We start from the raw sequence: 26,242 nt of genomic DNA, 5'->3' as shown, positions 1-26,242 counted from the left end.
ACGTCATCTGCTATTCCGAACGCCGAAAAGGTAAGGGCGAGCAACCAGGAGGTCAACGGGTCCGACGAGACAGGGGGGTAAGCGATTTCCGCAGGTTCGCGATTTTCTGTTATCCGCCCACGGGTTCTCGCGTCTCCCAGTCGTGCGCACCCACACCCACAGAACAGCAGCGGCCGCAGGCGCCCTCGCGGCCGTCGCCCTCACGATCGGCGCCCCCTCACCATCCGTCGCGGCCGGCACCCGGGACGTCACCGCCGACGTCCTCGCCGGGCGGGACGTGACGCTCGCCTCGGACGCGGTGGTCACCGTCCCCTCCGGGACGACCACGTACGACGGCGTCTTCCGCGGCCGGGGCACGCTCACCGTGCGCGGCACTGGCACGCTGATCCTCACCAGGGACAGCGACTTCACGCTGCCCGAGTCCCGGCAACGGCAGGTCGTGCGCACCCAGGGCGGCAACCACCCGTACACCACAGTGGCCCACCCCGACCCGCCCGCGATCACGGTCGAACGCGGCGCCACCCTGCAGTACGGCACCGGCGGCGGCACCGGCCTGATCGGCCACTTCCCGTACGACACCCCCGGCTACCGGTTGAACCAGCTCAACGTCCGGGTCGACGGCACCCTCCGCCTCTCCCTGACCCGCACCTTCAACATCGGCACCATCAGCGGCTCGGGCCTGGTCACCCAGCCCCGCAACATGTGGGGCACCCTCGACCTCGCCGGCACCCACCCCTTCTCCGGGGTCATCGACAACGGCACCGGGATGGCCGTGGGCCGCCCCGAGTACCCGGTGGCGCTGCCCCGTGCCCGCGCGATCCTCAACCAGGGCTCGTGGATCATCGACACCCCGCTGTACCGGACGATCACCCTGCGGCAGGACTTCTACCAGCGGGAGTACGGCAGCGACGTCAACGTCCACACCCGGCCGGGCAGCAAGGTGGTGCTCACCGGGCAGTACAGCTACAGCGACCGGGGCGGTGACCTCAACCCCTCGCTGAGCAGCCCGTCCCTGAACTGGCGGGCCATTCCGCACCAGTTGAACAAGCGGGGCACGAACATCGAGGGTGCCGACGTGCAGTGGGGCGACGGGACCACGCACCGGATCTTCATGCCGGGCACGCGGGAGACCGTGTACATCAATCTGCACACCGCCAGCGGCCGACGGTCCCGGCTGACCCTCGACTACAACGGCCCGGTGACGCTGGGCGCCCCCATCGGCGGCGGCAGGTACCACGACACGCTGGCCGCGCCCGGCGCCGGCGACGTGGTGATCGCGGGGACGCGCGGCAACGACGTGACCTTCGCGGCCGCGCAGTACTACGACGGCTCGACCACCGTCGGGAAGGGCGCGGTGCTGCGGCTGGGCTCGGGCGCGCGGGGCGGCGACGGCTCCCTGCTGACGGGGACGGCACGCCGGCGGATCGTGAACGACGGGACGCTGTACCTGCGGAACGCCTCGACTCCCGTGCGGCTGGCCCACGTCGACGGAAGCGGCGCGCTGGTCCAGTCGGGCGCTGCGACGACCATGCTCACGGGCGACGCGGTGACGTACACCGGGACGACGACCGTCTCGAAGGGCACGCTGGCCCTGCGCTCCGGGGCGACGCTCCTGCACAGCAGGGCGATCAGGCTCGTGTCGGCGGGCGCACTGCTCGACGCGGGCACCTCGGGGTTGCGGGTGGCCACCTCGCTCACCGGCACGGGCACGGTGCGGGGCGCTGTGACGAACGACGGCCTGGTGGCGGGCGGTCTGACGGTGGCCGGGGACTACACGCAGCACGCGAAGGGCAAACTGGTGCTGCGGGAGCGGCCGTTGAAGGTGGCGGGCAGACTGCGGCTCGCCGGTTCCTTCGACCTGTCCGCCGCCGGCGCTCATCCGGCGCCCGAGATCACCGTCATCGAGCACGGCGGCCGCTCCCGGACCGCGGGCGCCTTCGGCGGCCTGCCGGAGGGCGCCCGGCTCAAGCTCGCCGACACGGGCTACCGGATCGGTTACAACGGCGGCGACGGCAACGACGTAGTCCTGACCGCGACCGGCCACAGCCCCGCACCCGGCGCCCAGGCCGAGGCCGCCACCGGCCCGGGCGCCGTGAGCCCCCGGACCGCGAACACCGCGGCCGACGGCTTCGGCTGGTGGCCGTACGTCCTCGCACTCGGCCTGCTCGGGGGCCTCGTGTTCCCGGCGACCCTGCGCACCCGGCGCAAGGGCCGTCGCAGGGGCGGCCGGCACGCGGTGCAGGAGTAGGGACACGGGAGTAGGGACATACGACAGCGGCCCCGGCGGAACAGAATCCGCCGGAGCCCGCTGCCTGAGCGCGTATGTGCCCGCAGGCTCAGTCCGTGCCGGACTCCATCGCGGCGCGGTCCAGCATCGTCTCCTCCTCGTCCGCGGCCTCGCCGCGCGAGGCGATCGCCTCGGCGCCGCCCTGGTCCATGGCGCCGATCAGACCGGTCGAGGCCGCCTGGGCCGCGCCGATCGGGGCCGGGTGGTCGGTGCCGACCAGGCCCAGGGTCGCGTACTGCTCCAGCCGCGCACGGGAGTCGGCGATGTCCAGGTTCCGCATGGTGAGCTGGCCGATCCGGTCCACCGGGCCGAACGCCGAGTCCTCGGTCCGCTCCATGGAGAGCTTGTCCGGGTGGTAGCTGAGCGCCGGGCCCCGGGTGTCGAGGACCGAGTAGTCCTCGCCGCGCCGCAGCCGCACGGTCACCTCGCCGGTGATCGCCGCGCCGACCCAGCGCTGCAGCGACTCGCGCACCATCAGCGCCTGCGGGTCCAGCCAGCGGCCCTCGTAGAGCAGCCGGCCCAGCCGCCGGCCCTCGTTGTGGTACGCGGCGACGGTGTCCTCGTTGTGGATCGCGTTGACCAGGCGCTCGTAGGCGATGTGCAGCAGCGCCATGCCGGGCGCCTCGTAGATGCCGCGGCTCTTCGCCTCGATGATCCGGTTCTCGATCTGGTCGGACATGCCGAGTCCGTGCCGGCCGCCGATCGCGTTGGCCTCCATGACGAGGTCGACCGGAGTGGCGAACTCCTTGCCGTTGATGGTGACCGGGCGGCCCTGGTCGAAGCCGACCGTCACGTCCTCCGTGGCGATCTCCACCGACGGGTCCCAGAACCGTACGCCCATGATCGGGTCGACGGTCTCGATGCCGGTGTCGAGGTGCTCCAGGGTCTTGGCCTCGTGCGTGGCGCCCCAGATGTTGGCGTCCGTGGAGTACGCCTTCTCCGTCGAGTCCCGGTACGGCAGCCCGTGCGCGAGCAGCCACTCCGACATCTCCTTGCGGCCGCCCAGCTCCGTGACGAAGTCCGCGTCCAGCCAGGGCTTGTAGATCCGCAGGTGCGGGTTGGCGAGCAGCCCGTAGCGGTAGAACCGCTCGATGTCGTTGCCCTTGAAGGTGGAGCCGTCGCCCCAGATCTGCACCCCGTCCTCGAGCATGGCCCGCACCAGCAGGGTGCCCGTCACGGCACGCCCCAGCGGCGTGGTGTTGAAGTACGGGCGCCCGCCCGACCGGATGTGGAACGCGCCGCAGGCGAGCGCCGCGAGCCCTTCCTCGACCAGCGCGGCACGGCAGTCCACGAGCCGGGCGATCTCGGCGCCGTACGCGAAGGCGCGGCCGGGCACCGACTCGATGTCGAGTTCGTCGTACTGGCCGATGTTGGCGGTGTAGGTGCACGGGACGGCGCCCTTGTCGCGCATCCAGGCGACGGCGACCGAGGTGTCGAGCCCGCCGGAGAAGGCGATACCAACGCGCTCGCCGGTGGGGAGGGAGGTGAGGACCTTGGACATAGCAAGAGTATGCAGGATCTCGCATTTTCATGCAACACGTCGGGCGCAATCCGGGTCCTGCCACCCCATCGACTAGCGTCATGACATGAGCAGCAACACCTCCCCCAGCCTCGCCGAAGCCCTCGCCGCCGGGACGGTCGTGCTCGACGGCGGCATGTCCAACCAGCTTGAATCCGCGGGGCACGATCTGAGCGACGAGCTGTGGTCGGCCCGTCTGCTGGCCGAGCGGCCCGAGGCGGTCACCGATGCGCACCTCGCCTACTTCACGGCGGGCGCGAACGTGGCGATCACCGCCAGCTACCAGGCCACCTTCGAGGGCTTCGCCAAGCGCGGGATCGACCACGCGGAGGCGGCCCGGCTGCTCGGGCTGAGCGTGGAGCTGGCCCGGGAGGCGGTACGGCAGGCACGGGACGCCGGGGTCGCACGGCCGCTGTGGGTGGCCGCGTCGGTCGGCCCGTACGGGGCGATGCTCGCGGACGGCTCCGAGTACCGGGGGCGGTACGGGCTGAGCGTGGACGAGTTGGAGGCCTTCCACCGGCCGCGCCTGGAAGTACTGGCCGCCGCCGCTCCGGACGTGCTGGCGCTGGAGACGATCCCGGACACCGACGAGGCGACGGCGCTGCTGCGGGCGCTGCGGGGACTTGGGGTGCCGGCCTGGCTCTCGTACACCGTCGACGGTCGGCGCACCCGGGCCGGGCAGCCCCTGGACGAGGCCTTCGCCCTGGCCGCCGACGTCGACGAGGTGATCGCGGTCGGCGTGAACTGCTGCGCCCCGGAGGATGTGGAGTACGCCACCGAGACCGCTGCCCGGGTCACCGGCAAGCCGGTCGTCGTCTATCCCAACAGCGGGGAGGCGTGGGACGCGGAGGCGCGCGCCTGGAAGGGGCGGACCACGTTCGGCACCGAGCAGGTGAAGGGCTGGCGGGATGCGGGGGCCCGGCTGATCGGGGGGTGCTGCCGGGTGGGGCCGGAGGCGATCGCGGGGATCGCCGGAGCGCTCACGGCGTAGCAAGTCACCACGCAATTCACCGCCCGCCGCGCCTGAGTAGCGGCGGCATCCGCTCGAACGGTCCGAGTGATCCCTGCTCAGCCGGGTGTGCCGCCCGCACGACGGGTACCGAGGACCGTGGCGGTGAAGTCCGCCAGTTGCTCTCGCAGTTCCTCGCGGGGCACGGCCCTGTCGCCGGCCAGGTGGGCGACCAGATCGGCCCGGGTGGCGGCGAGCAGGACGTGGGCGGTGAAGTCGGCGGAGCCGGTGCCGACCGACGGGATCTGTTCCAGCAGGTCCCGGAGCAGGGCGTGCCAGCGCTCGTAGTGCTCGGCCTGGTAGGGGCTGGCCGCGCCGGTCTGTTCCAGGGCCAGTGCGAGGTGGCGGTTGTCGAGCTTGAAGCACAGGACGGCGTCGAGCAGCGCGGGTACGCGCAGCAGCGGCGGGGTGGCGGGACCCAGCGGCGGCGGGCCCTCTTCGACCGCGTTCCTGACCGGTTCGAGCCGTGCCTCGTACAGCGCGCGGATCAGCCCGGTGCGATCCCCGAAGGCGCGGAAGAGGGTCGCCTTGCCGACGCCCGCCGCGGCCGCGATGTCGGCCATGGTGACGCTCTCGGGACTCCGGCAGTAAGCGAAGAGCGTGTCGGCGGCGGCGAAGGCGGCCGCCCGGTTGCGCGTCGCGTCCTTGCGCGGTCTGCGCTCGGTCATGCGGCTCCTCCCCTGGTCACGTAGCGACTCCCATGGTCACGCGGCTCCTCCCTCGGTCACGTGGGCCCCTCCCTTGCGATCCGGACCCGCGGTCCGTATCGTCCATCACAACGGAAACGGACCACGGGTCCGTATCGTACGGGACGGAGGATTCCATGCCCACCCACACCTCGCCGGACGTGCTCTACCGCCACAGCCTGCGCCTGCTCCTCGCCAAGGACGTTCCCGCCTGGGTCGACCTGTGGGCCGAGGACGGCGTCATGGAGTTCCCCTTCGCGCCCCCGGGCTGGCCCGAACGGCTGGAGGGCCGGGAGGCCATCGCCGCCTACATGCGCGACTACCCCGACCACATCGACCTGCACGGCTTCCCCGACCTGCGGATCCACCGGACCACCAGGCCGGAGACGATCGTGGTCGAGATGCGCGGCGTGGGCCGCCTGGTCGGGACGGGGAGTCCCTTCGACATGAGCTACATCGCCGTCGTGTCCGTCCAGGACGGGCGGTTCACCTCCTACCGGGACTACTGGAACCCCCTCGCCGTCCAGCAGCCCGGCCTGGACTTCGCCGGCAGCGGTGCCCGATGACCGGCACCGGCACCGGCACCGGCACCGGCACCGGCACCGGCACCACCCTCGTCATCGGAGCGACCGGCACCACCGGCAGCCGAACCGCCGCCGGGCTGATCGCCGCCGGCCACCGCGTCAGGGCCGCGAGCCGTCGAGCCACCCGGATCCCGGGCGCGGAACCGGTCCGCTTCGACTGGTACGACCCCACGACCTTCGGCGACGCCCTCACCGGCACCGAACGCGTCTACCTCGTCCCGCCGGTCGGCGACCCGGACCCGGCCGCGGTCATGCTGCCCTTCCTCCGCAGGGCCCGCGCCGCAGGCGTACACCGCGCCGTACTCCTCAGCTCGTCGGCCATCCCCGAGGGCGGCCCGGGAGCAGGAGTGGTGCACCGGGCCCTGCCCGGTCTGTTCGACCAGTGGGCGGTACTGCGGCCCTCCTGGTTCATGCAGAACTTCACCGGCACGCACGCGCACGCCCACAGCATCCGTGCGGACGGGGTCATCCTGACCGCGGCCGGCAGCGGCCGGGTCGGCTTCGTCGACGCCGACGACATCGCCGCCGTCGCGGTCCGTGCCCTGACCGACAGCCGCGCGCCCGATGCCGACCTGGTCCTGACCGGCCCGGAGGCGCTCAGCCACGACGACGTCGCCCGCGTCCTCACGGAGGTCACCGGCCGCTCGGTGACCCACCGGCACCTGACGTACGACCAGATGCGCGACCGCCTGGCCGCGTCCATGCCGCTGGGGTTCGCCGCCATGCTGGCCGGCATGGAACAGGCCATCGCGCAGGGAGCCGAGGACCGGACCACCGAGACCGTCCAGCGCCTCACCGGCCGCCCGCCGCACAGCTTCCGGGAGGTGGCCGAACGCGAGTCGGCCGAGGACGGAACCGGGCTTCGGTCGGCCCCGGACGTCAGTCCGACCAGGTAGGCGAGGACGTCCGTCCATCCCGGTGGGCGAGGACCACCGCGTACCTCTCAGCGGCGCCGTGCCCCCACCGAGCGGCGCAACCGCCGTACCGCGGAGGCGAGTTCGGCTCCGGTGGCCCGGGCGTCGGAGGCGGGGGCCGGTTCCGGGACCGTGGGGGCGGTCGCCCAGAGGGCGAGTTCCGGATCCCGGAGACCGTACACGGTGTGCGGGTCACCGTCGTCGAAGATCCGTACCGGATGGGAGGCGTCCCAGGGCCGCCAGCCCGGATCCCCGGTCGTGGCGAACCGTACCCAGGCCGCGTGCATCGCGGTGGACAGCTCCGGCGGGGCCCCCTCGCCGGCCAGCCTGGCGGACTCCGGGACGTCGCCGGTGTCGAAGACGAACCCGAGTTCCAGGGCGTGGCAGGCGGCGAGGCCGGGGAGGCGGGACGGCCAGGCGAACTCGTAGAGGTACGAGGTGCCGGGGCGGGCGTCGGCCAGCCGGCGCAGCGGGACGCGCAGCAGGTGGTCGGTGACCATCTGGCCGACGATCTCGGAGGTGCCGGCGTCGGGGTGCAGGGTGCGGTAGCCGCGCGGGACATCGTGGCCGACGTGGCAGCGGGCCATGGCACCGGCCAGGGCGACGGGGCCGAGCCGGTCGACGCGCTCCAGGAGTCCGCCGGGCACCAGCCACAGCCGGTACTCGTCCCGGGTCCAGCCCATGAGGAGGTCGACGCCCCGGGCGGCCTCGCCGTCGATGAGGGCCTGGAGCGGATCGCCGGGCACCAGGTCGCCGTCGACGACGATGCCGAAGGCGGGGCCGCCCAGGACGGGGCTGCTCAGCCGCCCCACCTCGGCCTGGGTGCGCAGCAGCAGGTCGCGGTCGACGGTGGCGAAGGCCTCGGCGGTGGCGGAGACCTTCAGCCGGGTCGCCATGCGGCGCACCATGCGCCGTACCTTGTCGCGTTCGGAGGCTTCCGGCGGCCCGCTCTGCAGGACCGCCCGGCGTATCAGGCCCTGGGTCTGGGGTGCGGCGATCAGGGCTCCGACGCTGATGGCGCCGGCCGACTGCCCGCAGAGGGTCACGTTGCCGGGGTCGCCGCCGAAGGCCGCGATGGTCTCGTGCACCCAGCGCAGGGCGGCGAGCTGGTCGCGCAGGCCGGGGTTGGGCGGCGCGTCAGGGAACAGACCGTAGCCCTCGACGCCCAGCCGGTAGTTGACCGAGACGCAGACGACTCCGTCGCGGGCGAAGGTACGGCCGTCGTACACGGGCACCGCCGAGGATCCCCTGGTCAGTGCGCCGCCGTGCAGCCAGACCAGGACCGGGAGCCGGGCGCCGGGGCCCGGCTCGGGGGTCCACACGTTGAGGTTGAGGCAGTCGTCGCCGGGGATGACCGGGTCCGACAGGTACCGGGCGAAGGCTTCGGAGTACGGGGGTTTCGGCGCCGTCGGCCCGAAGGCTCCGGCGTCGCGTGTCCCGTTCCAGGGCTCGGGCGGCTCGGGCGGCCTGAACCGCCGGGGGCCGAAGGGCGGGGCGGCGTACGGGATGCCCCGGAACACCGCGACACCGTGCTCGTACCGGCCGCGTACGGCCCCGTGGGGCGTGGTGACCACGGGGCCCGCCTGGTCTGCCGTCATCGCCCACCAGCCCTTCGCCGTGCTCGTGCACCGTTCACTTCAGAGCACCACATCGCCCGGATGTATTCCGGTGCACGGACCCTGCGCTGGGCCGTTCGGGCTACGTCGGCCTATTTGGCGTACATGAGGGTGCCGAACCCGAGCTGGTCGTATCCGCCGGAGGTGGAGCCGTAGTCGCCGCCTCCGCCCTCGGGGGCCACCGAGTAGCACATTTGAGCGATGTGCCGGTCGTCCAGGTGGAGGCGCCGGTTGTAGTGGTAGTGGAGCATCGCCCACACCGGCCGGACCTGGCCGCGGGAGGCGGCGGAGACGGCGGTCCGGGACTGCTGGGCGCAGTTCTGGCCACTGCCCCAGGTGTAGGTGGTGTACGGGACGTCCTGGCCGAGGTTGTACTTGGCCACGTACTGGGCGGCCTTCATGAAGCGTCGGTCGTCGTAGGAGTACAGGTCGTCGCCCTGGTTCCAGGCCATCTCGCAGAGGGCACCGAGCTGGCCCATGCCCATGATGCTGTGGGCCTGGTCGCGGCCGGACTCCTGCCACTGGCCGAGGGCGTAGCCGGCGGCGTCGGTGTACAGGTAGGGCACGGCGTGCTCGATGGAGCCGTTGCCGGCGCCGGACTTGAAGTACGTGACGGCCTGGTCGTACTTGGCGGCGTTGTCGGTGAGGATGCCGATGGCCATGATCGAGGCCATGTTGCACAGGTCCCAGTTGGCCCAGTAGTTGGTGATGCAGGCGTCGTTGTGGCCGGTCAGGAACTGGTTGTTGAGCGGGTGGAAGACCCTGACCATCAGGTCCTGGAAGGCGGCGAGGTCGAAGTCGGCGTGGTCGCGGACGAGTTCGGCGGCGTTGGCGAGCTGCCAGCCGTAGATGCCCGCGGCGAGGAAGCGGTCGGCGTTGCCGGTGACGGTGGTGAGGGTGGCCGCCCAGGCGTTGAGGATCCGTACGGCGCAGTCGCCGTGCGCGGAGGTGCCGGCCACGTTCCAGCGCAGGGCGTTCTGGTAGGCGGCGGCGATGTCGTTGTAGAGGATGCCGTAGTTCTCGCCCGTGCCGCCGCGGACGATCGTGGCCTGGGGGTTGGGGTTCCAGGTGGATTGGGCGTGGGAGTTGGCGGTGAGCTTCTTCCAGCCGGACAGCCAGGGGTCGGTGCCGGCGGCGATCCTGACCTTGGCCCGGTTGATGTCACCCCAGTTGTGCAGCATGCCGGGGTGGGTGAAGCTCGCCGGTGCCGCGTCCGCCGTGGGGGCGGCGGACGCGGAGCCGACGGCGAGGGCGGCGGCGAGCCCGCCGGTGGTCTTCAGCAGACCGCGGCGGCTCAACTCGATGGTGTGGGGGTGGTGTTGCTCGCGGCGGCTCATCGCGATCGTTCTCCTTGGGTGGGGGGAGATCAGGTGGGCGTGATGCTCACCTCTTCGAATTGCGCGGTGGCGAGGGCCTGCGGGGTGCGGGAGCACACCACGAGACCCACGTAATAGGGGGCGTCACCGAAGGACGGGATCGACCCGGTGGCGAGCGGGGTCCAGGTGACGCCGTCATCGGTGGAGACGGCCGCGGCGAAGGCGGTTCCGGTGCGCTTCAGTCGCAGGAGCAAGGGGAGTTGGACGGGAGTGGTGCCGGTGAAGGCGGAGGCTCCGGCGACGGTGGGCCGCAGCATGAGCTGGGCGCTGCCGCCGCCGGTGACGATCAGCCCGGCCGCCTGGTCGAACGGCGAGAGGGACTTGGCGATGAGCAGCCCGACCCGGTCGGCACCGGCCCCGGAGCGGGCGACGAGCCGCGCGGTGATCTCGGCGTCCCCACTGACGGGCCGTCGCACGAACTGCCCGGTCATCCCCTGCGAGTTGACGTTGAGGTCGCTGCCCGCGCCGCGCACGGTGAAGGTACCGTCGGTGTGGGCGGCATCGCCCAGGGTGAGCACGGCGACCACGCCGAGCGTCCCGAAGGCCCGACGGTCCCGGACCACGTCACCGAGGTCGCCGCTGGTCCAGGGCGCGGGCAGGGCCGAGGTGGCCGTGGGGGCCGGAGCGATCTCGGGTGCGCCGATGGTGGGCATCACGGAACGCACGCATGCCGAACGGGGGCCGCGTCCGGCGCAGTTGGTCTTGGTGACGGCGTAGTGGTACGCCGTCCCGGGGGTTCCGCTCGCGTCCGTGTACCGGATGCGGGTGCCGAAGCCCACCGCGCCGACGCCGGTGGCGAGGGTGGCGTAGGGGCCGTGGGTCCGGGTCGAGCGCAGGACGGTGTAGCGGGCCGCGGGATCGGGGTCGGTCCAGGCCAGGTCCACTCCGGCGGCGCTCGTGGTCGCGCGCAGGTCGGTGGCGGTGCGGGCGGGGCGCGGGACGCGATAGACGGTGCGCTCGCCCGAGGTCACGCTGACGTTGTCGAAGGCGCCGGTGCCGGTCTCTGCGTACTCCTCGTCAACACCGAGACAGGAGGTGAGGACGAGACCGGCGTAGGCGACGCGCGGCAGCTCGCACACCGTCGTCCCCACCTCGGTCCAGTGCACACCGTCCGCCGAGATCGCCCCGCTGCAGCGGTCGCCCTCGCGGGTCAGCCGCACCCAGTACGGCGCCCGCATCCGGTATCCATCACCCGCACCCTCGACGTACGGGGCCTCCAACGGGGTCGCCGACTCGGGCAGCGCACCCAGGCCGGAGATCGGAAAGGCCGCGCCGGTGGTGATCGCCTGCTGCTGGCTGGGTGGCACGGGAGTGCTGCCGGTCGCCGACACCTCCCCGCCGTCCCGCGGGCGTACGGTCCACACCCCGCTCCAGGTGTGCAGCGGCAGGCCCTGGATCAGCATGGAGGCGTGCGCCGCCGCCGGGTCGGTGCCCGCGCGCAGGGTGACGCCGATCTTGGAGTACTGGGAGCTGAGCGGCCACACGATCCGCGCGGTGACGGTGCCGTCGCCGTGCAGCGGGAGGTGGACCAGCCGGTAGGTGTCGGCGGTGCCGCTCGCCTCCAGCACGAACCGCTCGCCGTCGAAGTGCGCCGCCCCCGGGAGCCGTACGTCCCCGATGTCCTGGGTGAACCAGGGCGCGGGCAGCCCGGCGGCGGCCGGGACGACCGCCGAAGTACCACTTTTTCCGAGTGAGTTGGTCGCGTCGACGGTGTAGTGGTACGTCTGCCCGGCGTGTACGCCGGCGTCGCTGTACGTCGGCTCGGTGAGTCCGGCGGCGATCTCCTCGTACGGCCCGTCCGGGTGCTCGGCGCGTCGTACGCGGTAGGCGGTGGCTCCGGCGGAGGGGAGCCAGGACACGGTGACCGCGTGGTCGTCGCCCAGGGCGGTGATGCCGGCCGGTGCCGAGGGCGCGCTCGGTGCGGGGGCGGTGGCGCCGGCGTAGGCGAAGGTGCCCCAGCTGGGCAGGTCGTCGTTGCTGCCCTCGACGACCCGGGTGCCCGAGGGTCCGCGGAAGACGGCGGCCTTGGTCGAGGGGGCGTCCAGGCCGCGGACTCCTGCGTAGTGGGCGTAGTACATCTCGTAGATCGGCGGCAGGTTTCCGCGGCCGGTCGCCGAGACGGTCTTCTTGATGTACTTGCCGGTGCGGTCGAGGTCGGGGGTGAAGGGGACGTCGCCGCCGAGGTTGTAGCGGGCGGCGTACTCGGCGCCGGCGAGGATGCGGTGGCCGTCGTGGCCCCACAGGTCGACGCCCTGGTTCCAGGCGGTCTGGGCGATGTCGCCCAGGAGACCGACGGCGAGCTGTTCATGGCCCTGGTCGCGGCCGGACTCCTGGCCCTGGCCCGCGTCGGTGACGATGCGGTGGCGGACGCTGCCGTTGCCTGCGCCGGCCGCCGCATAGCTAAGGGCGTCCTCGAACAGGGTGGGTTCCTCGCAGAACACGCCGATGGCCAGGACGGTCTGGGCGGCCGTGAGGTCCCAGTTGCCGTTGGCGTAGACCATGTAGCCGGAGACGGCCGGATACCAGACGTCGAGGAAGGAGCGTTCGCAGCGGGCGATGTCGGTGTCCGTCCAGCCGTCGTAGCCGGTGTGCCGGAGCAGTTCGGCCGCGCCCGCGAACTTGAAGGCCTGCAGGCCCGCGCCGAGGGGGCCGTCGGCGCCGGTGATGATCTGCAGCGATGCCGACCAGGCGTTGAGGATGTCCCGGGCCTTGTCGGCGTGTGCGCTCTCGCCGGTGACGGCCCACAGCAGGGCGTTCTGGTAGGCGGCGGCCGAGTCGGCGACGGCCTGGTTCATGTAGTTCGCGGGGCCCCGGCCCCAGGAGGTGATCTGGCCAGAGTTCTGGATGGTGTACGCGGTCTGCGAGCGGGGGTGGGAGGCGAGGGCGAGGTAGCCGTCGTACACGGGCGAGTGCCGGCCGGCGACCGCCGACCGCATACGGGAGAGATCGTCGGCCGTGTGCAGGATGCCGGGGTGGGCGAACCGCTGCGACCGCCCCTCCCCGTCCGTGCCCTCCCCGCCCGTGCCGGCCCGGGCTCCGGGCACGAACAGCGTGTTCGCGCCCGCCGCGAGCAGCACCGCCCCCGACGTCCTCAGCAGGCCCCGTCGGCTGATCGGGCTCACCGGGCGGCCGCCTCCGCCTCGGCGGTGGTGAGGAAGCGCAGGTTGAGCACGTGCTCGTTGGCGAACCACTGGACGGCGTCGGTGGTCTGGTACCACTTCGGCTTCTTCATCGAGTCCGCGACGACCGTGCCGTTGATCACCAGGTTCTCGAAGGTGACGTTCCTGATGGCGTGGTCGGCGTCGTAGCCGAGGAGGAGCGACGGGTTGGCGTGGGTGCCGGTGTAGGTGAGGTTCTTGACGTACACGTCCTCGATGCCGCGGCCGACCGAGGTGTTGTACTTCGTGTTGTACATGACCCGCAGATGGATGACCTGGCCCCGGCGGAAGTCCTCGATCCGTACGTCCTCGATGCGGACGTTCCTGATGAGGTTGGAGTCGCCGGGGTTGAGGGCGATGCAACCCTGGTAGCCCATCTGGGGTTCGCGGTGGTCGAGGATGTCGAGGTTCCTGAGGACGAGGTTCTCGATGGTCTCGGGTGCGTCGGTGTTGCCATGGGTGCCGACGTTGACGGGGTGGGCGACGTCGGCCCACAGGGTGCAGTTCTGGATGGTGATGTCGCGGGTGTCGCCGTAGTAGTTCCAGCGGTGGGCGTAGATGGCGAAGCAGTCGTCGGAGTTGCGCATGAAGCAGCCGTCGAAGAGGACACCGGTCGAGGAGAAGACGTCGAAGCCGTCGCCGTTGCCCTTGGAGCTGAACGAACGGGCCTTTCTGACATGGACGTTGTGGCTCTCGCCGAAGGTGCCTGCGTAGCCGGCCGGGTTGAGGATGATGACGTCCTCGATCCGGATGTTGGTGCTGCCCTCGCAGAGGATGGCGCCGCCGGGGTTGGCGTACAGGATGCCGTGGCCCTTCAGGCAGGCTTTCTCGACGTTCTTGAAGTAGACCTGTGCGGTCAGTACCGCTCCCCCGGCCAGGTGGACGGTCTTGCCGCTGGGCACGGTGAGGACGCCGCCGGTGACGGTGTGCACGCCGGGGCCGAAGTAGAGGACGTCGGGGTCGTCGGCGGAGGGCGGTTGCCGCTCGACGTGGTTGGTGATGACGTGCAGGCAGTCGAAGATCTCGTCGTTGATCTGGACGACGACGTCCTTCGGCGCGTCGAGGGTGAACCGCAGGGTGTCGCCGAGGAGTTCGGGTGAGATGCCGAGCGCGTCCGGTCTCACCCGGGCCTTGGTGGTGCCGCCCTTGAGGTAGGTGACCTCGATCTCGACGGTGCCCTGGAAGTCGAAGTACACCATCGAGGTGTTGTAGACCTTGCCGGAGCCGGTGGTGGGGTTGACCTCCTCCAGCTGGGGCCGCCAGATGTCCAGGGTCTGCCAGTCGCCGTCGGGGGCGCTGCGCACCCGCACCTTGAAGGTGGCGTTGGTCGGCATGGCGGCCGGGCGGGGATAAGTGACCAGTTTGGGCGGGGAGTTGTCGTCGCCGGCCCGGGCGGCCGGGGCCGTCAGTCCGGCCAGGCCTGTGGCGAGCGCGGTGGCTCCCGCTGCCTGGAGGGCGGTACGGCGGGACAGGGAAGGGTTCATGAGCAGCTCCTGCGGTGAGCGCAACCATGGGGAGCAACCGGTTGCTATGAACGGTGAGGGGAGCTTCTTCCTGGCCCGAGGGTGCGTCAAGGGGGAGGGCGGACTTTCGAAAACCGTTCGGCGACTGCTCGACGGCAACCGGTTGCTCATGCGTACCGGTTGCTACTGACGGGCCGTTCGACCGGCCGTACACCGAAAGAATCGGCTTCATACCCCTTGCTGGGAGCCGCTCGGCCATCCTACTGTCCCGTGGAAACCGGTTTCTAAATCACTGGAGCGCCAACTTCCGAAGGAACACGGTCAGATGAACTCCACCAGCCCCCGAAGAAGGTTCCTCAGCGCCACCGTCGCGGGCCTCGCACTGACAGGTCTGCTCTCCGCCTGCGGCGGATCCGGTTCCGGCGACTCCGCATCGGCCGACGGCCCGGTCACCCTGCCCTTCTGGGGCTGGGCCAACGGCCAGGACGCCGTGGTCGAGGCGTTCAACGCCGCCCACAAGGACGTCAAGCTCAAGTACACGAAGGTCACCGACCAGCTGACGATGCAGAAGCAGCTGACCAACGCGGTGAAGGCGGGCAACGCACCCTGTCTGGTGCAGAACACCGCCGAATACGTGACCAGTTGGGTCTCGCAGGGAGCCCTGGCCGACATCACCCCGTATGTGGGCACGGCGCGGGACAAGTTCAACTCCGGCTCCTGGGCGGCCGCACAGGTGCAGGGCAAGCTCTACGGCGTCCCCACCAGTTCAGCCCCGAACTTCACGATCTACCGCACGGACCTCTTCACCAAGTACGGGATCGAGCCGCCCACCACCTGGGACGAGTTCATCGCGGCCGGCAAGGTGCTGAAGAAGCACGGCGTGAAGATCACCAACTACGCGGGTGAGGACCCCAGCACGCTGGAGGTGCTCGCCATGCAGGCCGGCGCCCACTGGTACGGCATCGAGGGCAACTCCTGGAAGGTGGACTTCCAGGACCCGGGCACCCTGAAGGCCGCCAAGGTGATCCAGGAGATCATCGACAACGACCTCGACTCCAAGCTGTCGTTCGCCGATTACGCGGCCGTCCAGCGCAACTACGACAACGGCGGCACCGCCACCCGGCAGATCTCCACCTGGCAGATGGCCGGCATGGTGCAGAACTTCACCAAGTCCTTCGGCAAGTGGGCACTCGCCCCCTGGCCGACCTACATCGGCGAGGCCGCGAAGACCCCCGCCGGCACCAACCTGACCGGCAGCGTCACCCTCGTCACCAAGCAGTGCACGCACCAGAAGCAGGCCGCAGAGGCCGCGTTGTGGATGTCCACCGACGCCGGCGCGGTGAAGACGATGGCGAGCCCGACGACCGGCAACGGCGTGATGCCCGCGCTGAAGGACAGCGCCGCCTACGTCGACGAGGCGATCTCGGCCAAGCTGCTCGGGGCCAACTACGAGCCCGCCAAGAAGATCGTCACCGACAGCCTGAACACGGTCACCACGGACTGGACGTTCGGCCCGGACTGGACCGCGATGTTCACCGAGCTGCAGAGCGGCTGGGCGAAGGTCGTCAGCAAGCAGCAGAAGGTCACCGACCTGCTCGCACACATGCAGCAGTGGACGGTCGCCGATCTGAAGTCCCGCGGTATCAGCGTCAAGGGCTGAGGCGACAGGCCGATGGTCCGCTCCCAGCGCTGGAAGGGCGCCGCCTTCACCGTGCCCTTCCAGCTCGGCTTCGTCTGCCTGTACCTGATCCCGATCGGGTACGCGGTCCACCAGTCGCTCTACCGCGAGCACCAGTCCGGGCTGGGCCTCGGCGGCTCCACCGAGGAGTTCTCCGGACTCGCCAACTACCGTCAGGGCCTGACCGATTCGGCGTTCGTATCCGCCGTGCTGCGCGTACTGCTGTTCGCCTGCATACAGATCCCAGTGATGCTGCTGGTCAGTCTGGTCCTCGCGCTGTTCCTGGACGCGCTGTCCTCGCGTATGGCGGGCAGGTTCCGGATCCTGCTGCTGATGCCGTACATGATCCCCGGGGTGGTCGCGGCCATCGTGTGGATCAACCTGTACAGCCCGGAAGTCGGCCCGTTGACCCCGCTGGGCAAGCTGCTCGGCCTGACCTGGAACTTCTTCGCGCCGTCGATGGTGTGGCCGGCCATCGGCAACCTGCTGACCTGGCACGGCATCGGCTACAACATGGTGATCATCTACTCGGCGCTGCAGGGCGTGCCGCGCGAGCTGTTCGAGGCGGCGCGGCTGGACGGCGCCTCCGAACGCCGGATCGCGCTGAGCATCAAAGTGCCGTACGTGCGCGGCGCGTTGGTGCTGACCGGCATGCTGTCGATCATCCAGATGCTGCAGATCTTCAACGAGCCGGCCCTGTTCCGGAACGTCACGCCACAAACGGTCGGCGACAGCTTCACGCCGATCATGGTGATCTACAACCAGGCGTTCAACGCGGGCAACTACCACTATGCGGCGGCCCTCTCGGTGCTGCTCGCCCTGATCCTCGGTGTCGCCTCCTTCCTCTTCTACCGGCTCACCGCGCGGGAGGCCGACTGATGACGCTCACCGAAGAACGCCGACAGAAGTCCCCCGTACGCCGCCTCACCCGCCCCGATCCCGCCTCCCGCTCCCGCGGCGGCCAGCGTTTCCTGCTCCTCGGCCTGGTCCTGGCAAGCGCGTACAGCCTGTTCCCGGTGTGGTGGCTGCTCGTCGCCGCGACCAAGGACCGTACGGGCCTGTACCAGAGCAACGGCCTGTGGTTCTCCGGGATGCACCTGTGGGACAACCTGCGCCAGCTGTTCACCTACGAACACGGCATCTTCCTGCGCTGGACGGCCAACTCGTTCCTGTACGCCGGTGTCGGCTCCCTCGGCGGCACCCTCATCGCCCTCGCGACCGGCTACGGCCTGGCCCGCTTCGACTTCCCGGGCCGTGGCGCGGTGTTCGCGTGCGTGGTGGGCTCGTTCCTGGTACCGATCGCCCTGCTGACGCTCCCCCTCTACCTCCTGTTCTCGAAGATCGGCCTGGTGGACACCCCATGGGCCATGCTGATCCCCTGCCTGATCAACCCGTTCAGCGTCTACCTCGCCAAGGTCTACACAGAGTCCACCGTCCCGTACGAAATCCTGGAGGCGGCCCGCATCGACGGCGCGGGCGAACTGCGGATCTTCCTCACCATCGTCCTGCGCATGATGACCACCGGCGGCGCCACGGTCTTCCTCCTGGCCTTCGTCAACACCTGGAACGCCTTCTTCCTCCCCCTGACCGTCCTGCGCGGCGAGGAGAACTGGACCCTCAACCTGGGCCTGTACAACTGGTCCGGCAAACGCCTGGAGTCCGGCGTCGACCTGACGAGCCTGGTACTGACGGGCGCGCTGCTGTCGATCGTGCCGATGGCGGTGATGATGGTGGGGATGCGGCGGTATTGGCGGACGGGGGTGACGTTGGGGGCGCTCAAGTGACCGCCGTCGGCAACGTGTTGTCAGGACACTGCAGGGCAAGCTGCCTCAGTCGATGACAGTACGTGACACCGTCGCGTCCGCAGGTGCCCGTACCGCGTTGAGTACGACGGCGGCCACCGACTCGGGTCGCAGGAACTGCTCCGGGCGGTACTCGCGGCCCGCCCGTTCGGCCGCCCTGCGTTGCAGGTCGGTGTCTGTCGGGCCCGGGTGGATCGACGTCACGCGAACTCCGTTGGGGCTCTCCTCGGCTTGCAGGGTCTCTGCGAACGCTCGCAGCGCGTACTTGCTGGCGGCGTAGGCGCCGCGATGCGACTTGATCCGGAGGCCGGATCCGGCGTTGATCAGGACCACATGTCCTCGGCCCCGGCGCAGGGGCGGCAGGAGCAGCCGGGTGAGTTCGGCGGCCGAGAAGAGGTTGACGGCGAAGACGCGCTGCCACGCGTCGAGCGAGGTGTCGGCGATGGTGCCGGGTTCCGCGACGGCTGCGTTGTGCACGAGCACGTCCAGTCGGTCGATGTCCGTCGTGGCCCGGGCGAGTCCCCCGGGATCCGCGAGGTCGGCCACCCAGGTGCCGGCGTCTCCTGGCAGCTCGTGGGCCAGCGCCTCCAGCAATCGGGCGTCCCGGCCGCCGAGGAGCACGTCGTGTGTGGGGGCGAGGGCACGGGCGATGGCGGCGCCGATCCCCCGGGAGGCGCCGGTCACGAGGGCGCGCGGTCGTGGCGTGGTCATGGTGTGACACCTCCTTTGATGGGCCGGAAGGTGACCGGCAGGCTGGTCAGTCCTCGCATGAACCGGCTGTGCCCCCAGGTCAGTTCACCGGGGTCGGTCGCGAGCGCCAGTTCGTCGCAGCGTTCCAGTAGGGTGCGCAGCCCGATGGTGGCTTCCGCCTTGCCGAGCGGTGCGCCCAGGCAGTGGTGGATCCCGTGTCCGAAGGCGAGGTGACCCCGGCTGTCGCGGCGGATGTCGAACCGGTCGGGTTCGGCGAAACGGGCGGGATCGCGGTTGCCGGCGCCGTAGGACAGCAGTACGGCCTCTCCGTCACCGGGAACGGTGACGTCTCCGATCTGCACCTCGCCCGTCGTGAACCGCAGGACGGGCGCCATCTTGATGGGACCGTTCCAGCGGAGGATCTCCTCGATCGCCTGCCCCATGAGGTGCGGCTGTGCGCGGAGCGTCGCCAGTTGCCCGGGGTGCTCCAGCAGGGCCAGTACGCCGTTGCCGATGAGGTTCGCGGTCGTCTCGAAGCCGGCCACCAGGAGGAGGAAGGACATGGCGATCAGCTCGTCCTCCCGTTGCTCGCCCGCGAGAAGGCGCCCCAGCAGGTCGTCGGCGCCGGCGGTGGCTTCCCTCTTCTCCTTCAGCAGTCCGATGAGGTAGTCCCGCATCTCGCAGGCGGCACGGGGCATGCGGTCGTGGTCGCCCTCGCTCATCTCGACGTAGACGCCGGCCAGACGCGCGAAGGTGTCGCGCCCTTCGGCCGGCACGCCGAGCACTTCGGAGATGACGGTGAGCGGCAGACGCTTGGCGAAGTCGGTGATGACGTCCAGGCGCCCCAGCGGAAGGACCGGGGCGAGGAGGTCGTCGGTGATCTCCTGGATGCGGGGGCGCAGGGCCTCGATACGGCCCGGGGTGAACTCACCTGCCACCAGGGCCCGCAGTCTGGTGTGGTCCGGGGGGTCGGAGCGGAGCATGTTGCGTGTGACGGTGTAGGTCTCGTTGGCGAAGGCCCACGGGGCGGACCGGACGGTCTTGTTGCCGTGCCCCGGATCGTTGCTCAGCCGTGGATGCTTGCTCGCCGTCCGGATGTCCTCGTGGCGCGTGACGAGCCACACCGGGGCGCCGGCGAACATCACGCGCTGTACGGGGCGTTCGTCCCGCCAGCCGGCGAGCAGCTCGTGGGGGGCATCGACATAACTCTGCTGATCCATGAGATCGGTGACCTGCTCCGAGTTCACGAGACCTGCATGCCGCGCGGTCGCTGGTCGTCCGTTGCCCCGAGCATGGGCGGGCAGGGCCAGGCGCACCGGCAGCGCGTCGCAACGGGGATTCGAGGGGTCGGCGGCGTTCGGGGTCCACGCACCCCATGAGTGGTACATGCTGCAGTTGCGTCGCTCCAGGTAGCAGATCAGGTTGACCGGCCACCCCGTGTTCACGAACACGTAGGTGTCCATACGCGTCGGGTGCTCACTCAGCGGCGGCCCTCCGCCCGGTGAGTCGATGTTGTGCCAGTCGGGGTGGAGGTGGATCGACCCGAGGATGTCCAGGTCGTCGGCCTCGGCGCCCCGCAGGATGCGCAGCAGGTCGGTGGAATCGCACCAGTACCCGCGATGCGGGTTCTCGTAGGCCGTCCCGAAGCACGGGACGATGCGTTCCGCGAACTCTCCCAGAGCCGCGCTGTCGGTGGCCCGTACGTTGCGGCCGAACTCGACGCGCTCGATGCGGGCGTTGCCATCGTGCATACGGCCGACCAGCACGCCGAAGCACGGGTAGGGGCAGCCCGGCCTGATCGCTTCGTAGACGACGAGTGCGGCGTCGAGGAACGTGGAGCAGGCGGTGCGCTCCAGGAAGACCTGCATGCTCTCTGGGCCTGGGCATGTGCCGGGACTCCTGCGGTTCCTCACGATCAGCGCTCCGTTCGCATGACGGGCAGGGACGTGAACCCGCGCAGCCGGCCGTACCTCTGGGCAGGAGGCTGTGCCTGCGCGAGATCGGGGAGCCGCTGCCGAAGCCGCTGCAACAGCATCGCAATCTCGAGGTGCACCAGTTCGGCGCCGAGGCAGTAGTGGGCGCCTCCGCCGAAGCTCAGATGACGTGGCCCGCCGCGTCCCGGCAGGAACGCGTCCGGCCGGGAGTACACGGCGGGATCCCGGTTGGCGGCGCCCAGCACCGGCCAGACCCGCGCGCCCGCCGGTATCGTCACGCCGCCGATGACCACCGTCCTGGCGGGAACGCGCGGGGCGGGGGTGAACTGCACCGGTGCGTCGTAGCGGAGCAGCTCGTCGACGAACATCCGGGCACGGACCGGGTCGTCCAGGAAGACCGCACGCTCGGGGTGCCGGATCATCAGGACGATTCCGGTCTCGATTCCCGCAGCGATCTGCGGGAATCCGGCGACCGTGAGGCCCGTGAGAATGCTGACCAGTTCGTCGTGCGGCAGGGCCTCGGGACGGGCCGTGTGCACACGGACGAGTTCGGACGTCAGATCGTCGCCGGGTGCACGGCGCCTGCGGGCCACTTCCTCTTGGAGGTAGTCGGTGAGCCGTCGCATCGCCGCCGCGCCGCCGCCTTCTCCTGCGGGCAACGGCCCCGAAGTCGGAAAGATGTCGGCGACGAGCGTCGAGACCAGCTCTCGGTCGGTCCGGGGCAGTCCCAGCATGTGCATGATCGTGTCGCGGGGGAAGGCCTCGGCGATCGGGGTCAGGTCGGCGACGCCGTGACGCAGCTGTGCGACCACGGGTTCGAGCAGGTGGTCGCAGAGGCTGCTGAGCCACGGCTGCCGACGTCGCACGTGCTCGGCGAACCGTCGGGCCACTGCCGCACGCATTCTCGTGTGCCGGGGAGGATTCTGCGAGCTCATGACGCGGGACAGCACCGGCGCGGCAGGTCCGGCCGTCCCCCTGGACGGCCGGTGAGCACCCGGCGCGAGGAACAGCTCGCGTTCGGTCAGTACGCGCCGACAGTCCGGGTAACGCGTCAGGAGGTAGGTGCCGCTCCGGCACCGGTACACCGGTTCGGTCTCACGCAGTCGTTCGTAGACGGGGTACGGGTCGCCGGTGTGCACATCCGCAAGAGCATCGATGGAACCGATGATTCCCATGGCATCAACCCCTCGGGGCGATGAGCGAAGGTCTCGTGTCAGCCCTCCCCATTGACCACTCCGAACGGGTGACGTGCGACTCGGCACACGATCGGATTACTCCAAATGGGTGATGCACCGCCGTCCGTCACTGCGTTGAGCAGGGATTCCGTGATTTCGGCAGCGCAAACTCGGCACCACAACCACCCCACCCTGTTCGAAGTTTCGAAAGTCCCCCCGCCCGCCATCCCGCGAATTCCCATGTCTTCACGCCGTGTTGACGCGCATCTATCGTAGGAAGCGCTTTCTGCGCGCTCGGCGGGCGGGCGGTGGAAGCAGCGTTGGTCGCAACTTTCGGTGGCCCAAGGGCGGGTCGGAGAGGCGGGTTCCCCATGGTCCGTGCGGGGAGTGCGAGCGTGGTGGCCGGGCCGACGCTGGCGGTGGTCGCCCGTGAGGCGGGGGTGTCGGTGCCGACCGCTTCGAAGGTCGTCAACGGACGGGACGATGTGGCTCCGGAGACCCGGCGTCGGGTCACCGAGGCGCTCGACCGGCTCGGGTACGTGCGCAGACCCCGCTTCGACGCGACGAAGACGCCGGCCCTGGTGGACCTGGTGGTGCACTCGCTCGACAGCTCCTGGTCGGGTGCCGTACTGCATGGAGTGGAGGAGGCGGCGTACGAGGCAGGCCTTGAGGTGGTGGTCTCGGCGGGCCTGAACCGCACCCGGGGCGACCGCCCCGAGCGCGACTGGCTGGACAAGCTGACCGCGCGCGGCTCCTCGGGCGTGCTGTTCAACCTGGCGGAGCTGTCCCCGGCCCAGTACGCCTGGCTGGACCACCACCGCATCCCGTTCGTGATGATCGACCCCGTGCACGAGCCGCCAGCCGGAGTGATGTCGGTGGGGGCCGCCAACTGGCAGGGCGGGGTGAGCGCGACCGAGCATCTGCTGGCCCTCGGACACGAGCGGATCGCGGTGATCGCCGGCCCGCGGCGCAAGATGTGCAGCAGCGCCCGCGTGGCGGGCTACCGCTCGGCCCTCGCCTCGGCCGGGATACGGCACCGCGCCGAGTACGTGCGGCACGCCGGCTTCGAGGAGCCGACCGCCCGCCTGCGCATGCACGAACTGCTGGACCTGCCGCAGCCGCCGACGGCGGTCTTCGTGTGCTCGGACCGGATGGCGCTCGGCGTGTACACCGCCCTGGCCGAGCGGGGGCTGAAGGTGCCGGACGACGTCAGCGTGGTCGGCTTCGACGACCTGCCCGAGGCCCGCTGGGTCACCCCGGCGCTCACCACCGTCCGCCAGCCCCTCGCGGAGATGGCGGCGACCGCGCTGCGACTGCTGGTACGGATGATGCAGGGCGAGCGCCCGGAGGGGACACGGACGGAACTGTCGACCCGGCTGGTGCGGCGGGCGAGTACGGCCGCGCCGCCCGCCGCCCGTTCGGGCGGATCGCGGTGACCGCCCCGAACCCAGGGTTGTTTACCGGGCATGGATCCCACCACGCGCACCGCGGCCGCCCTCGCCGCGGCCGCCGTCGCCCTGGTCACCGCCTACGGCACCGCCCAGGCCGCCGACCGCACCCTCGCCCCCGCACAGCACCGCACCACCGTGACCGCGCCCGGCGGCGACGAACACGACCCCGAGGAGGACGTCGCGCTCGACGAGAACGGCCGCCCGGACGTCTAGGCGTCCTTGTTGGCCTTGAGCGTCTTCCACACCCTGCTGAGCGCCTGTAGGTCTCCCTCGTCCAGGAGGTCCGTGAAGACGGGGGCGAGGCACTCGCGGCGGGTGGCGTCGGCCGCCTCGAAGAGCCGATGGCCCTCGGGGGTGAGCGAGACCTCGACGGAGCGGGCGTCGCGGGCCGAGGGGGTACGGGTGACGAGACCGCGGCTCTGGAGGGCGTCGACGACGCGCGAGACCTGGCTGCGGCTGAGCATGGTGCTGTTGCCCAGGACGGAGGCCGGAACGGGGTCGGGGCTGGAGGCCAGCCAGAGCAGGACCTCGAACCAGGAGACCGGAAGATCGTGCGCCTTGCTCAGGGCGCGGTCCACGCGGTCCGTCAGGACGGTCCCGGCCCAGACCAGCCCGTAGAAGGCGTGGTCCGCCACCGGCATCTCCGCCTGCGCGAGCTTCTTCTTCGGCATGTCGTCAGCTTACCGGTTGCGTGTACACGCACGTAAGTGCATTATGTTGTGTGTACACGCACTCAAATGTGTCGAGATTCCGCCGCGATTCCCGTGCCCCGAAAGGCCCCCATGTCTTCCCACTCCCCCAAGGTCGTCCTCATCACCGGCACCTCCTCCGGCATCGGCCTCGCCGCCGCCGTCTCCGCCGCACGCGCCGGCTGGACGACGGTCGCCACCCTGCGCGACCTCAGCCGCTCCGACGCCCTGCGCAAGGCCGCCGCCGAGGCGGGCGTGGAGGTCGACATCCGCCGGCTCGACGTCACCGACGAGGCCTCGATCACGTCCGCGATCGACGGCGTACTCGCCGACTACGGTCACCTGGACGCCGTCGTCAACAACGCGGGCGCCGGGCACCTCGGCACCCTGGAGAACGAGTCCGTGGCCGAGGTCCGCAAGGTCATGGAGGTCAACTTCTTCGGCGTGCTCAACGTCTCGAAGGCCGCCATGCCCCACCTGCGCGCCTCCGGCGGCCGCCTGATCACCGTGACCAGCGTCGGCGGCGTCATCGGACAGCCCTTCAACGAGGCCTACTGCGCGGCCAAGTTCGCCGTCGAGGGATACATGGAGAGCCTGGCCCCCGTGGCCGCGGCGCACGGCGTGTCCGTCTCCGTGATCGAGCCCGGCGCCGTCGCCACCGAATTCGTCGCCAACGTCGGCGTCGACCTGGAAGAGGCCGTAGCCACGGCCGGGGTGTACGCGCCTCAGCTGAACGCCTACGTGAACCGCACGGTCGCGCAGTTCCTCGACGGCGCGCAGACCGCCGAGGGCGCCGCCGAGTCGGTGATCGAGGCACTGACCGCGGACGAGCCCGCCTTCCGCCTCCAGACCTCCGACTGGGCCCGCGGCTTCGTCGGCACCAAGCTCACCGACCTGGACGGCTCCGCGGTCCTCGGCATCACCAACGGCTGGGTCGCCTGACCCACCCCGCACGGCGAGGGGGTGCCCGCAAAGTCGCGCCTGCCTTGCGACGCAGAAGACGCAGAAAGGGCCGAGCATCCCCCGCACGGGGTGCCCGGCCCTTTGCGCTTGCCCGGTCTCAGTCCTCGTCGTCCCTCTCCAAGTCGCCGAGGAGGGCCTGGATGGCGTCCACCGCGCTGCCGTCGTGGTCGCTGCCCGCGGTGCCCTCTCCGGTCTGCACGTTGGCCGTCCGGTCGACCTCCAGGATCGAGTCGGCCTGGGAGTTGTCGATGACGGTGATCAGACTGCTCCCGCCCGCCACCGCGGGCGCGGCACCGGTTGCGAGGAGCGCCGCCGCGAGCACCGTGGCCGCCCCGAGCCGGGGCCCGGCGCCGCCCGTCACACGCCCACGCCCTCGGGCTGCAGCCGCTCGCGGGCGATGTTCCGTTCCAGCAGCGTGGTCGACGCCTTCACACCGACCCCGCTCGCCGGGTCCACCCGCGGCAGCCGCCCGTCCGCCGCCTTCAGCTCGCCGAGCGCCGAGTCCATCGCCTCGTGCGCCGCGAACAGGCAGGGGGTGCTGTAGATCGCGACGTCGACACCGAGGTCGGACAGCTCGGTCAGCGACAGCCGGGGCGACTTGCCGCCGGCGATCTGGTTGAACAGCAGCGGCTTGTCCCCGACGACCTCACGGATGCGCTTGATCCACTCGACGCTGCGCACCCCGTCGACCAGCACCACGTCGGCGTCGGTCGCGGCGAGCCGCTCGGCCCGGTGCAGGATGTCCTGCTCGTCGGTGGCGTCCGTACGGGCGACGACCACCAGGTCCTGACGGGTGGCCAGAACCTTGTCCAGCTTCTCCAGGTACTCCTCCAGCGGCAGCACCTGCTTGCCGTCGGCGTGCCCGCAGCGGCGGGGCCGCTTCTGATCCTCCAGGATCACCCCGGAGGCACCGATCCGTTCCAGTCCTTCCACGACATGGCAGGCGACCTCGGGGTCGACGTACCCGTCGTCGATGTCCACGAGCAGGTGGTGGTGCGGGAACGCGCCCCGCAGCCGCTGGACGAACGCGACCATGTCCGGCCACGCGATGAATCCGATGTCCGGCAGTCCGTAGTACGACGCCGCGAAGCCGAAGCCCGAGACGAACATGCCGTCGTAGTGGTGGGCCGCGATCGAGGCCGAGTACATGTCGTACACGCCGATCAGCGGTGTGGTCCCGGGCCCGGCGATCCGCTCGCGCAGCTTTGTCCCGTAAGTCAAGGTCCTGCTCCTCCGGTGGGTGGGTGG

At 70.6% G+C, this 26,242-nt stretch carries 22 protein-coding genes; 10 read left to right on the top strand and 12 right to left on the bottom strand.

The annotated features are described in order from the left end of the window. The first annotated feature begins 142 nt into the window (after nucleotides 1-142). Nucleotides 143-2,248: an autotransporter gene (locus ACFY3C_RS25740; protein ID WP_390772393.1), complete on the top strand. Its 2,106-nt coding sequence runs from the start codon at nucleotides 143-145 to the stop codon at nucleotides 2,246-2,248. Nucleotides 2,249-2,336: 88 nt separating this feature from the next. Here the strand turns inward: ACFY3C_RS25740 and argG are convergent, their stop codons facing one another. Further along, nucleotides 2,337-3,788: an argininosuccinate synthase gene (argG, locus tag ACFY3C_RS25735; RefSeq protein WP_386581684.1), complete on the bottom strand. Its 1,452-nt coding sequence runs from the start codon at nucleotides 3,786-3,788 to the stop codon at nucleotides 2,337-2,339. Nucleotides 3,789-3,873: 85 nt separating this feature from the next. On the opposite strand from argG, the gene mmuM reads away from it, so the two are divergent. Further along, nucleotides 3,874-4,797 (top strand): homocysteine S-methyltransferase, encoded by a 924-nt coding sequence (gene mmuM, locus ACFY3C_RS25730; protein WP_390772392.1) that lies wholly within the window; start codon nucleotides 3,874-3,876, stop codon nucleotides 4,795-4,797. Nucleotides 4,798-4,874: 77 nt separating this feature from the next. Here the strand turns inward: mmuM and ACFY3C_RS25725 are convergent, their stop codons facing one another. Further along, nucleotides 4,875-5,483: a TetR/AcrR family transcriptional regulator gene (locus ACFY3C_RS25725; protein ID WP_390772391.1), complete on the bottom strand. Its 609-nt coding sequence runs from the start codon at nucleotides 5,481-5,483 to the stop codon at nucleotides 4,875-4,877. A gap of 155 nt (nucleotides 5,484-5,638) precedes the next feature. Between ACFY3C_RS25725 and ACFY3C_RS25720 the strand changes: the two genes are divergently transcribed. Beyond that, entirely contained in the window at nucleotides 5,639-6,067 is a 429-nt protein-coding gene (locus ACFY3C_RS25720) for a nuclear transport factor 2 family protein (RefSeq protein WP_390772390.1), read from the top strand. After that, complete coding sequence (locus ACFY3C_RS25715) at nucleotides 6,064-6,981, top strand: NmrA family NAD(P)-binding protein (RefSeq protein ID WP_390772389.1); 918 nt, start codon at nucleotides 6,064-6,066, stop codon at nucleotides 6,979-6,981. Before ACFY3C_RS25720 ends, ACFY3C_RS25715 begins: the two co-directional genes overlap by 4 nt. 47 nt (nucleotides 6,982-7,028) lie before the next feature. Here the strand turns inward: ACFY3C_RS25715 and ACFY3C_RS25710 are convergent, their stop codons facing one another. The 4 genes from ACFY3C_RS25710 to ACFY3C_RS25695 form a co-directional block, all read right to left on the bottom strand. Next, nucleotides 7,029-8,597: a carboxylesterase/lipase family protein gene (locus tag ACFY3C_RS25710; protein ID WP_390772388.1), complete on the bottom strand. Its 1,569-nt coding sequence runs from the start codon at nucleotides 8,595-8,597 to the stop codon at nucleotides 7,029-7,031. A gap of 110 nt (nucleotides 8,598-8,707) precedes the next feature. After that, nucleotides 8,708-9,952, bottom strand: coding sequence for an alginate lyase family protein (locus ACFY3C_RS25705; RefSeq protein WP_390772387.1), 1,245 nt, complete (start codon nucleotides 9,950-9,952; stop codon nucleotides 8,708-8,710). A gap of 29 nt (nucleotides 9,953-9,981) precedes the next feature. Continuing rightward, nucleotides 9,982-13,113 (bottom strand): alginate lyase family protein, encoded by a 3,132-nt coding sequence (locus tag ACFY3C_RS25700; protein WP_390772386.1) that lies wholly within the window; start codon nucleotides 13,111-13,113, stop codon nucleotides 9,982-9,984. Continuing rightward, nucleotides 13,110-14,633 carry a glycosyl hydrolase family 28 protein gene (locus tag ACFY3C_RS25695; protein ID WP_390772385.1) on the bottom strand — a complete coding sequence of 508 codons (1,524 nt, stop codon included), beginning with the start codon at nucleotides 14,631-14,633 and terminating at the stop codon, nucleotides 13,110-13,112. The genes ACFY3C_RS25700 and ACFY3C_RS25695 overlap by 4 nt, the downstream gene beginning before the upstream one ends. A gap of 304 nt (nucleotides 14,634-14,937) precedes the next feature. On the opposite strand from ACFY3C_RS25695, the gene ACFY3C_RS25690 reads away from it, so the two are divergent. Genes ACFY3C_RS25690 through ACFY3C_RS25680 form a run of 3 tightly spaced genes read left to right on the top strand, consistent with a single transcriptional unit; the run spans nucleotide 14,938 to nucleotide 18,074 of the window. Beyond that, nucleotides 14,938-16,272 (top strand): ABC transporter substrate-binding protein, encoded by a 1,335-nt coding sequence (locus ACFY3C_RS25690; RefSeq protein ID WP_390772384.1) that lies wholly within the window; start codon nucleotides 14,938-14,940, stop codon nucleotides 16,270-16,272. Between the two features lie 12 nt (nucleotides 16,273-16,284). Continuing rightward, nucleotides 16,285-17,169 (top strand): carbohydrate ABC transporter permease, encoded by an 885-nt coding sequence (locus ACFY3C_RS25685; protein WP_390772383.1) that lies wholly within the window; start codon nucleotides 16,285-16,287, stop codon nucleotides 17,167-17,169. Next, the gene (locus tag ACFY3C_RS25680) at nucleotides 17,169-18,074 is read left to right on the top strand and encodes a carbohydrate ABC transporter permease (RefSeq protein WP_390772382.1); all 906 of its coding nucleotides are present in this window, start codon (nucleotides 17,169-17,171) and stop codon (nucleotides 18,072-18,074) included. The genes ACFY3C_RS25685 and ACFY3C_RS25680 overlap by 1 nt, the downstream gene beginning before the upstream one ends. Nucleotides 18,075-18,119: 45 nt before the next feature. On the opposite strand, the gene ACFY3C_RS25675 is transcribed toward ACFY3C_RS25680, so the two are convergent. The 3 genes from ACFY3C_RS25675 to ACFY3C_RS25665 are packed head-to-tail and all read right to left on the bottom strand — an operon-like array spanning nucleotide 18,120 to nucleotide 21,891. Beyond that, the gene (locus ACFY3C_RS25675) at nucleotides 18,120-18,803 is read right to left on the bottom strand and encodes an SDR family oxidoreductase (RefSeq protein ID WP_390772381.1); all 684 of its coding nucleotides are present in this window, start codon (nucleotides 18,801-18,803) and stop codon (nucleotides 18,120-18,122) included. Next, nucleotides 18,800-20,650: a cytochrome P450 gene (locus ACFY3C_RS25670; protein ID WP_390772380.1), complete on the bottom strand. Its 1,851-nt coding sequence runs from the start codon at nucleotides 20,648-20,650 to the stop codon at nucleotides 18,800-18,802. Before ACFY3C_RS25670 ends, ACFY3C_RS25675 begins: the two co-directional genes overlap by 4 nt. Nucleotides 20,651-20,697: 47 nt before the next feature. After that, nucleotides 20,698-21,891 (bottom strand): cytochrome P450, encoded by a 1,194-nt coding sequence (locus ACFY3C_RS25665; protein ID WP_390772379.1) that lies wholly within the window; start codon nucleotides 21,889-21,891, stop codon nucleotides 20,698-20,700. A gap of 371 nt (nucleotides 21,892-22,262) precedes the next feature. Here ACFY3C_RS25665 and ACFY3C_RS25660 point away from each other — a divergent pair, with 371 nt between their 5' ends. Both ACFY3C_RS25660 and ACFY3C_RS25655 read left to right on the top strand, forming a co-directional pair. Further along, the gene (locus tag ACFY3C_RS25660; protein WP_390772378.1) at nucleotides 22,263-23,327 is read left to right on the top strand and encodes a LacI family DNA-binding transcriptional regulator; all 1,065 of its coding nucleotides are present in this window, start codon (nucleotides 22,263-22,265) and stop codon (nucleotides 23,325-23,327) included. A gap of 30 nt (nucleotides 23,328-23,357) precedes the next feature. Then, on the top strand, nucleotides 23,358-23,555 hold the full coding sequence (locus ACFY3C_RS25655) for a hypothetical protein (RefSeq protein WP_390772377.1): 198 nt from the start codon (nucleotides 23,358-23,360) through the stop codon (nucleotides 23,553-23,555). Here the strand turns inward: ACFY3C_RS25655 and ACFY3C_RS25650 are convergent. Beyond that, nucleotides 23,552-24,013: a MarR family winged helix-turn-helix transcriptional regulator gene (locus ACFY3C_RS25650; RefSeq protein WP_390772376.1), complete on the bottom strand. Its 462-nt coding sequence runs from the start codon at nucleotides 24,011-24,013 to the stop codon at nucleotides 23,552-23,554. The two genes, ACFY3C_RS25655 and ACFY3C_RS25650, sit on opposite strands and share 4 nt — an antisense overlap. Nucleotides 24,014-24,124: 111 nt before the next feature. Here ACFY3C_RS25650 and ACFY3C_RS25645 point away from each other — a divergent pair, with 111 nt between their 5' ends. Next, entirely contained in the window at nucleotides 24,125-24,973 is an 849-nt protein-coding gene (locus ACFY3C_RS25645; RefSeq protein ID WP_390772375.1) for an SDR family oxidoreductase, read from the top strand. Nucleotides 24,974-25,091: 118 nt separating this feature from the next. On the opposite strand, the gene ACFY3C_RS25640 is transcribed toward ACFY3C_RS25645, so the two are convergent. Together ACFY3C_RS25640 and ACFY3C_RS25635 are read right to left on the bottom strand one after the other, a co-directional pair. Next, complete coding sequence (locus tag ACFY3C_RS25640; protein ID WP_386575534.1) at nucleotides 25,092-25,355, bottom strand: hypothetical protein; 264 nt, start codon at nucleotides 25,353-25,355, stop codon at nucleotides 25,092-25,094. Next, nucleotides 25,352-26,215 (bottom strand): oxaloacetate decarboxylase, encoded by an 864-nt coding sequence (locus ACFY3C_RS25635; RefSeq protein ID WP_386575535.1) that lies wholly within the window; start codon nucleotides 26,213-26,215, stop codon nucleotides 25,352-25,354. Before ACFY3C_RS25635 ends, ACFY3C_RS25640 begins: the two co-directional genes overlap by 4 nt. Nucleotides 26,216-26,242 lie beyond the last annotated feature (27 nt).

It is taken from the genome of Streptomyces sp. NPDC001410, from assembly GCF_042895235.1.
Lineage (GTDB): Bacteria > Actinomycetota > Actinomycetes > Streptomycetales > Streptomycetaceae > Streptomyces.
Note: the sequence above shows the minus strand (reverse complement) of the source record. Positions and strands in the feature narration are given on the sequence as shown.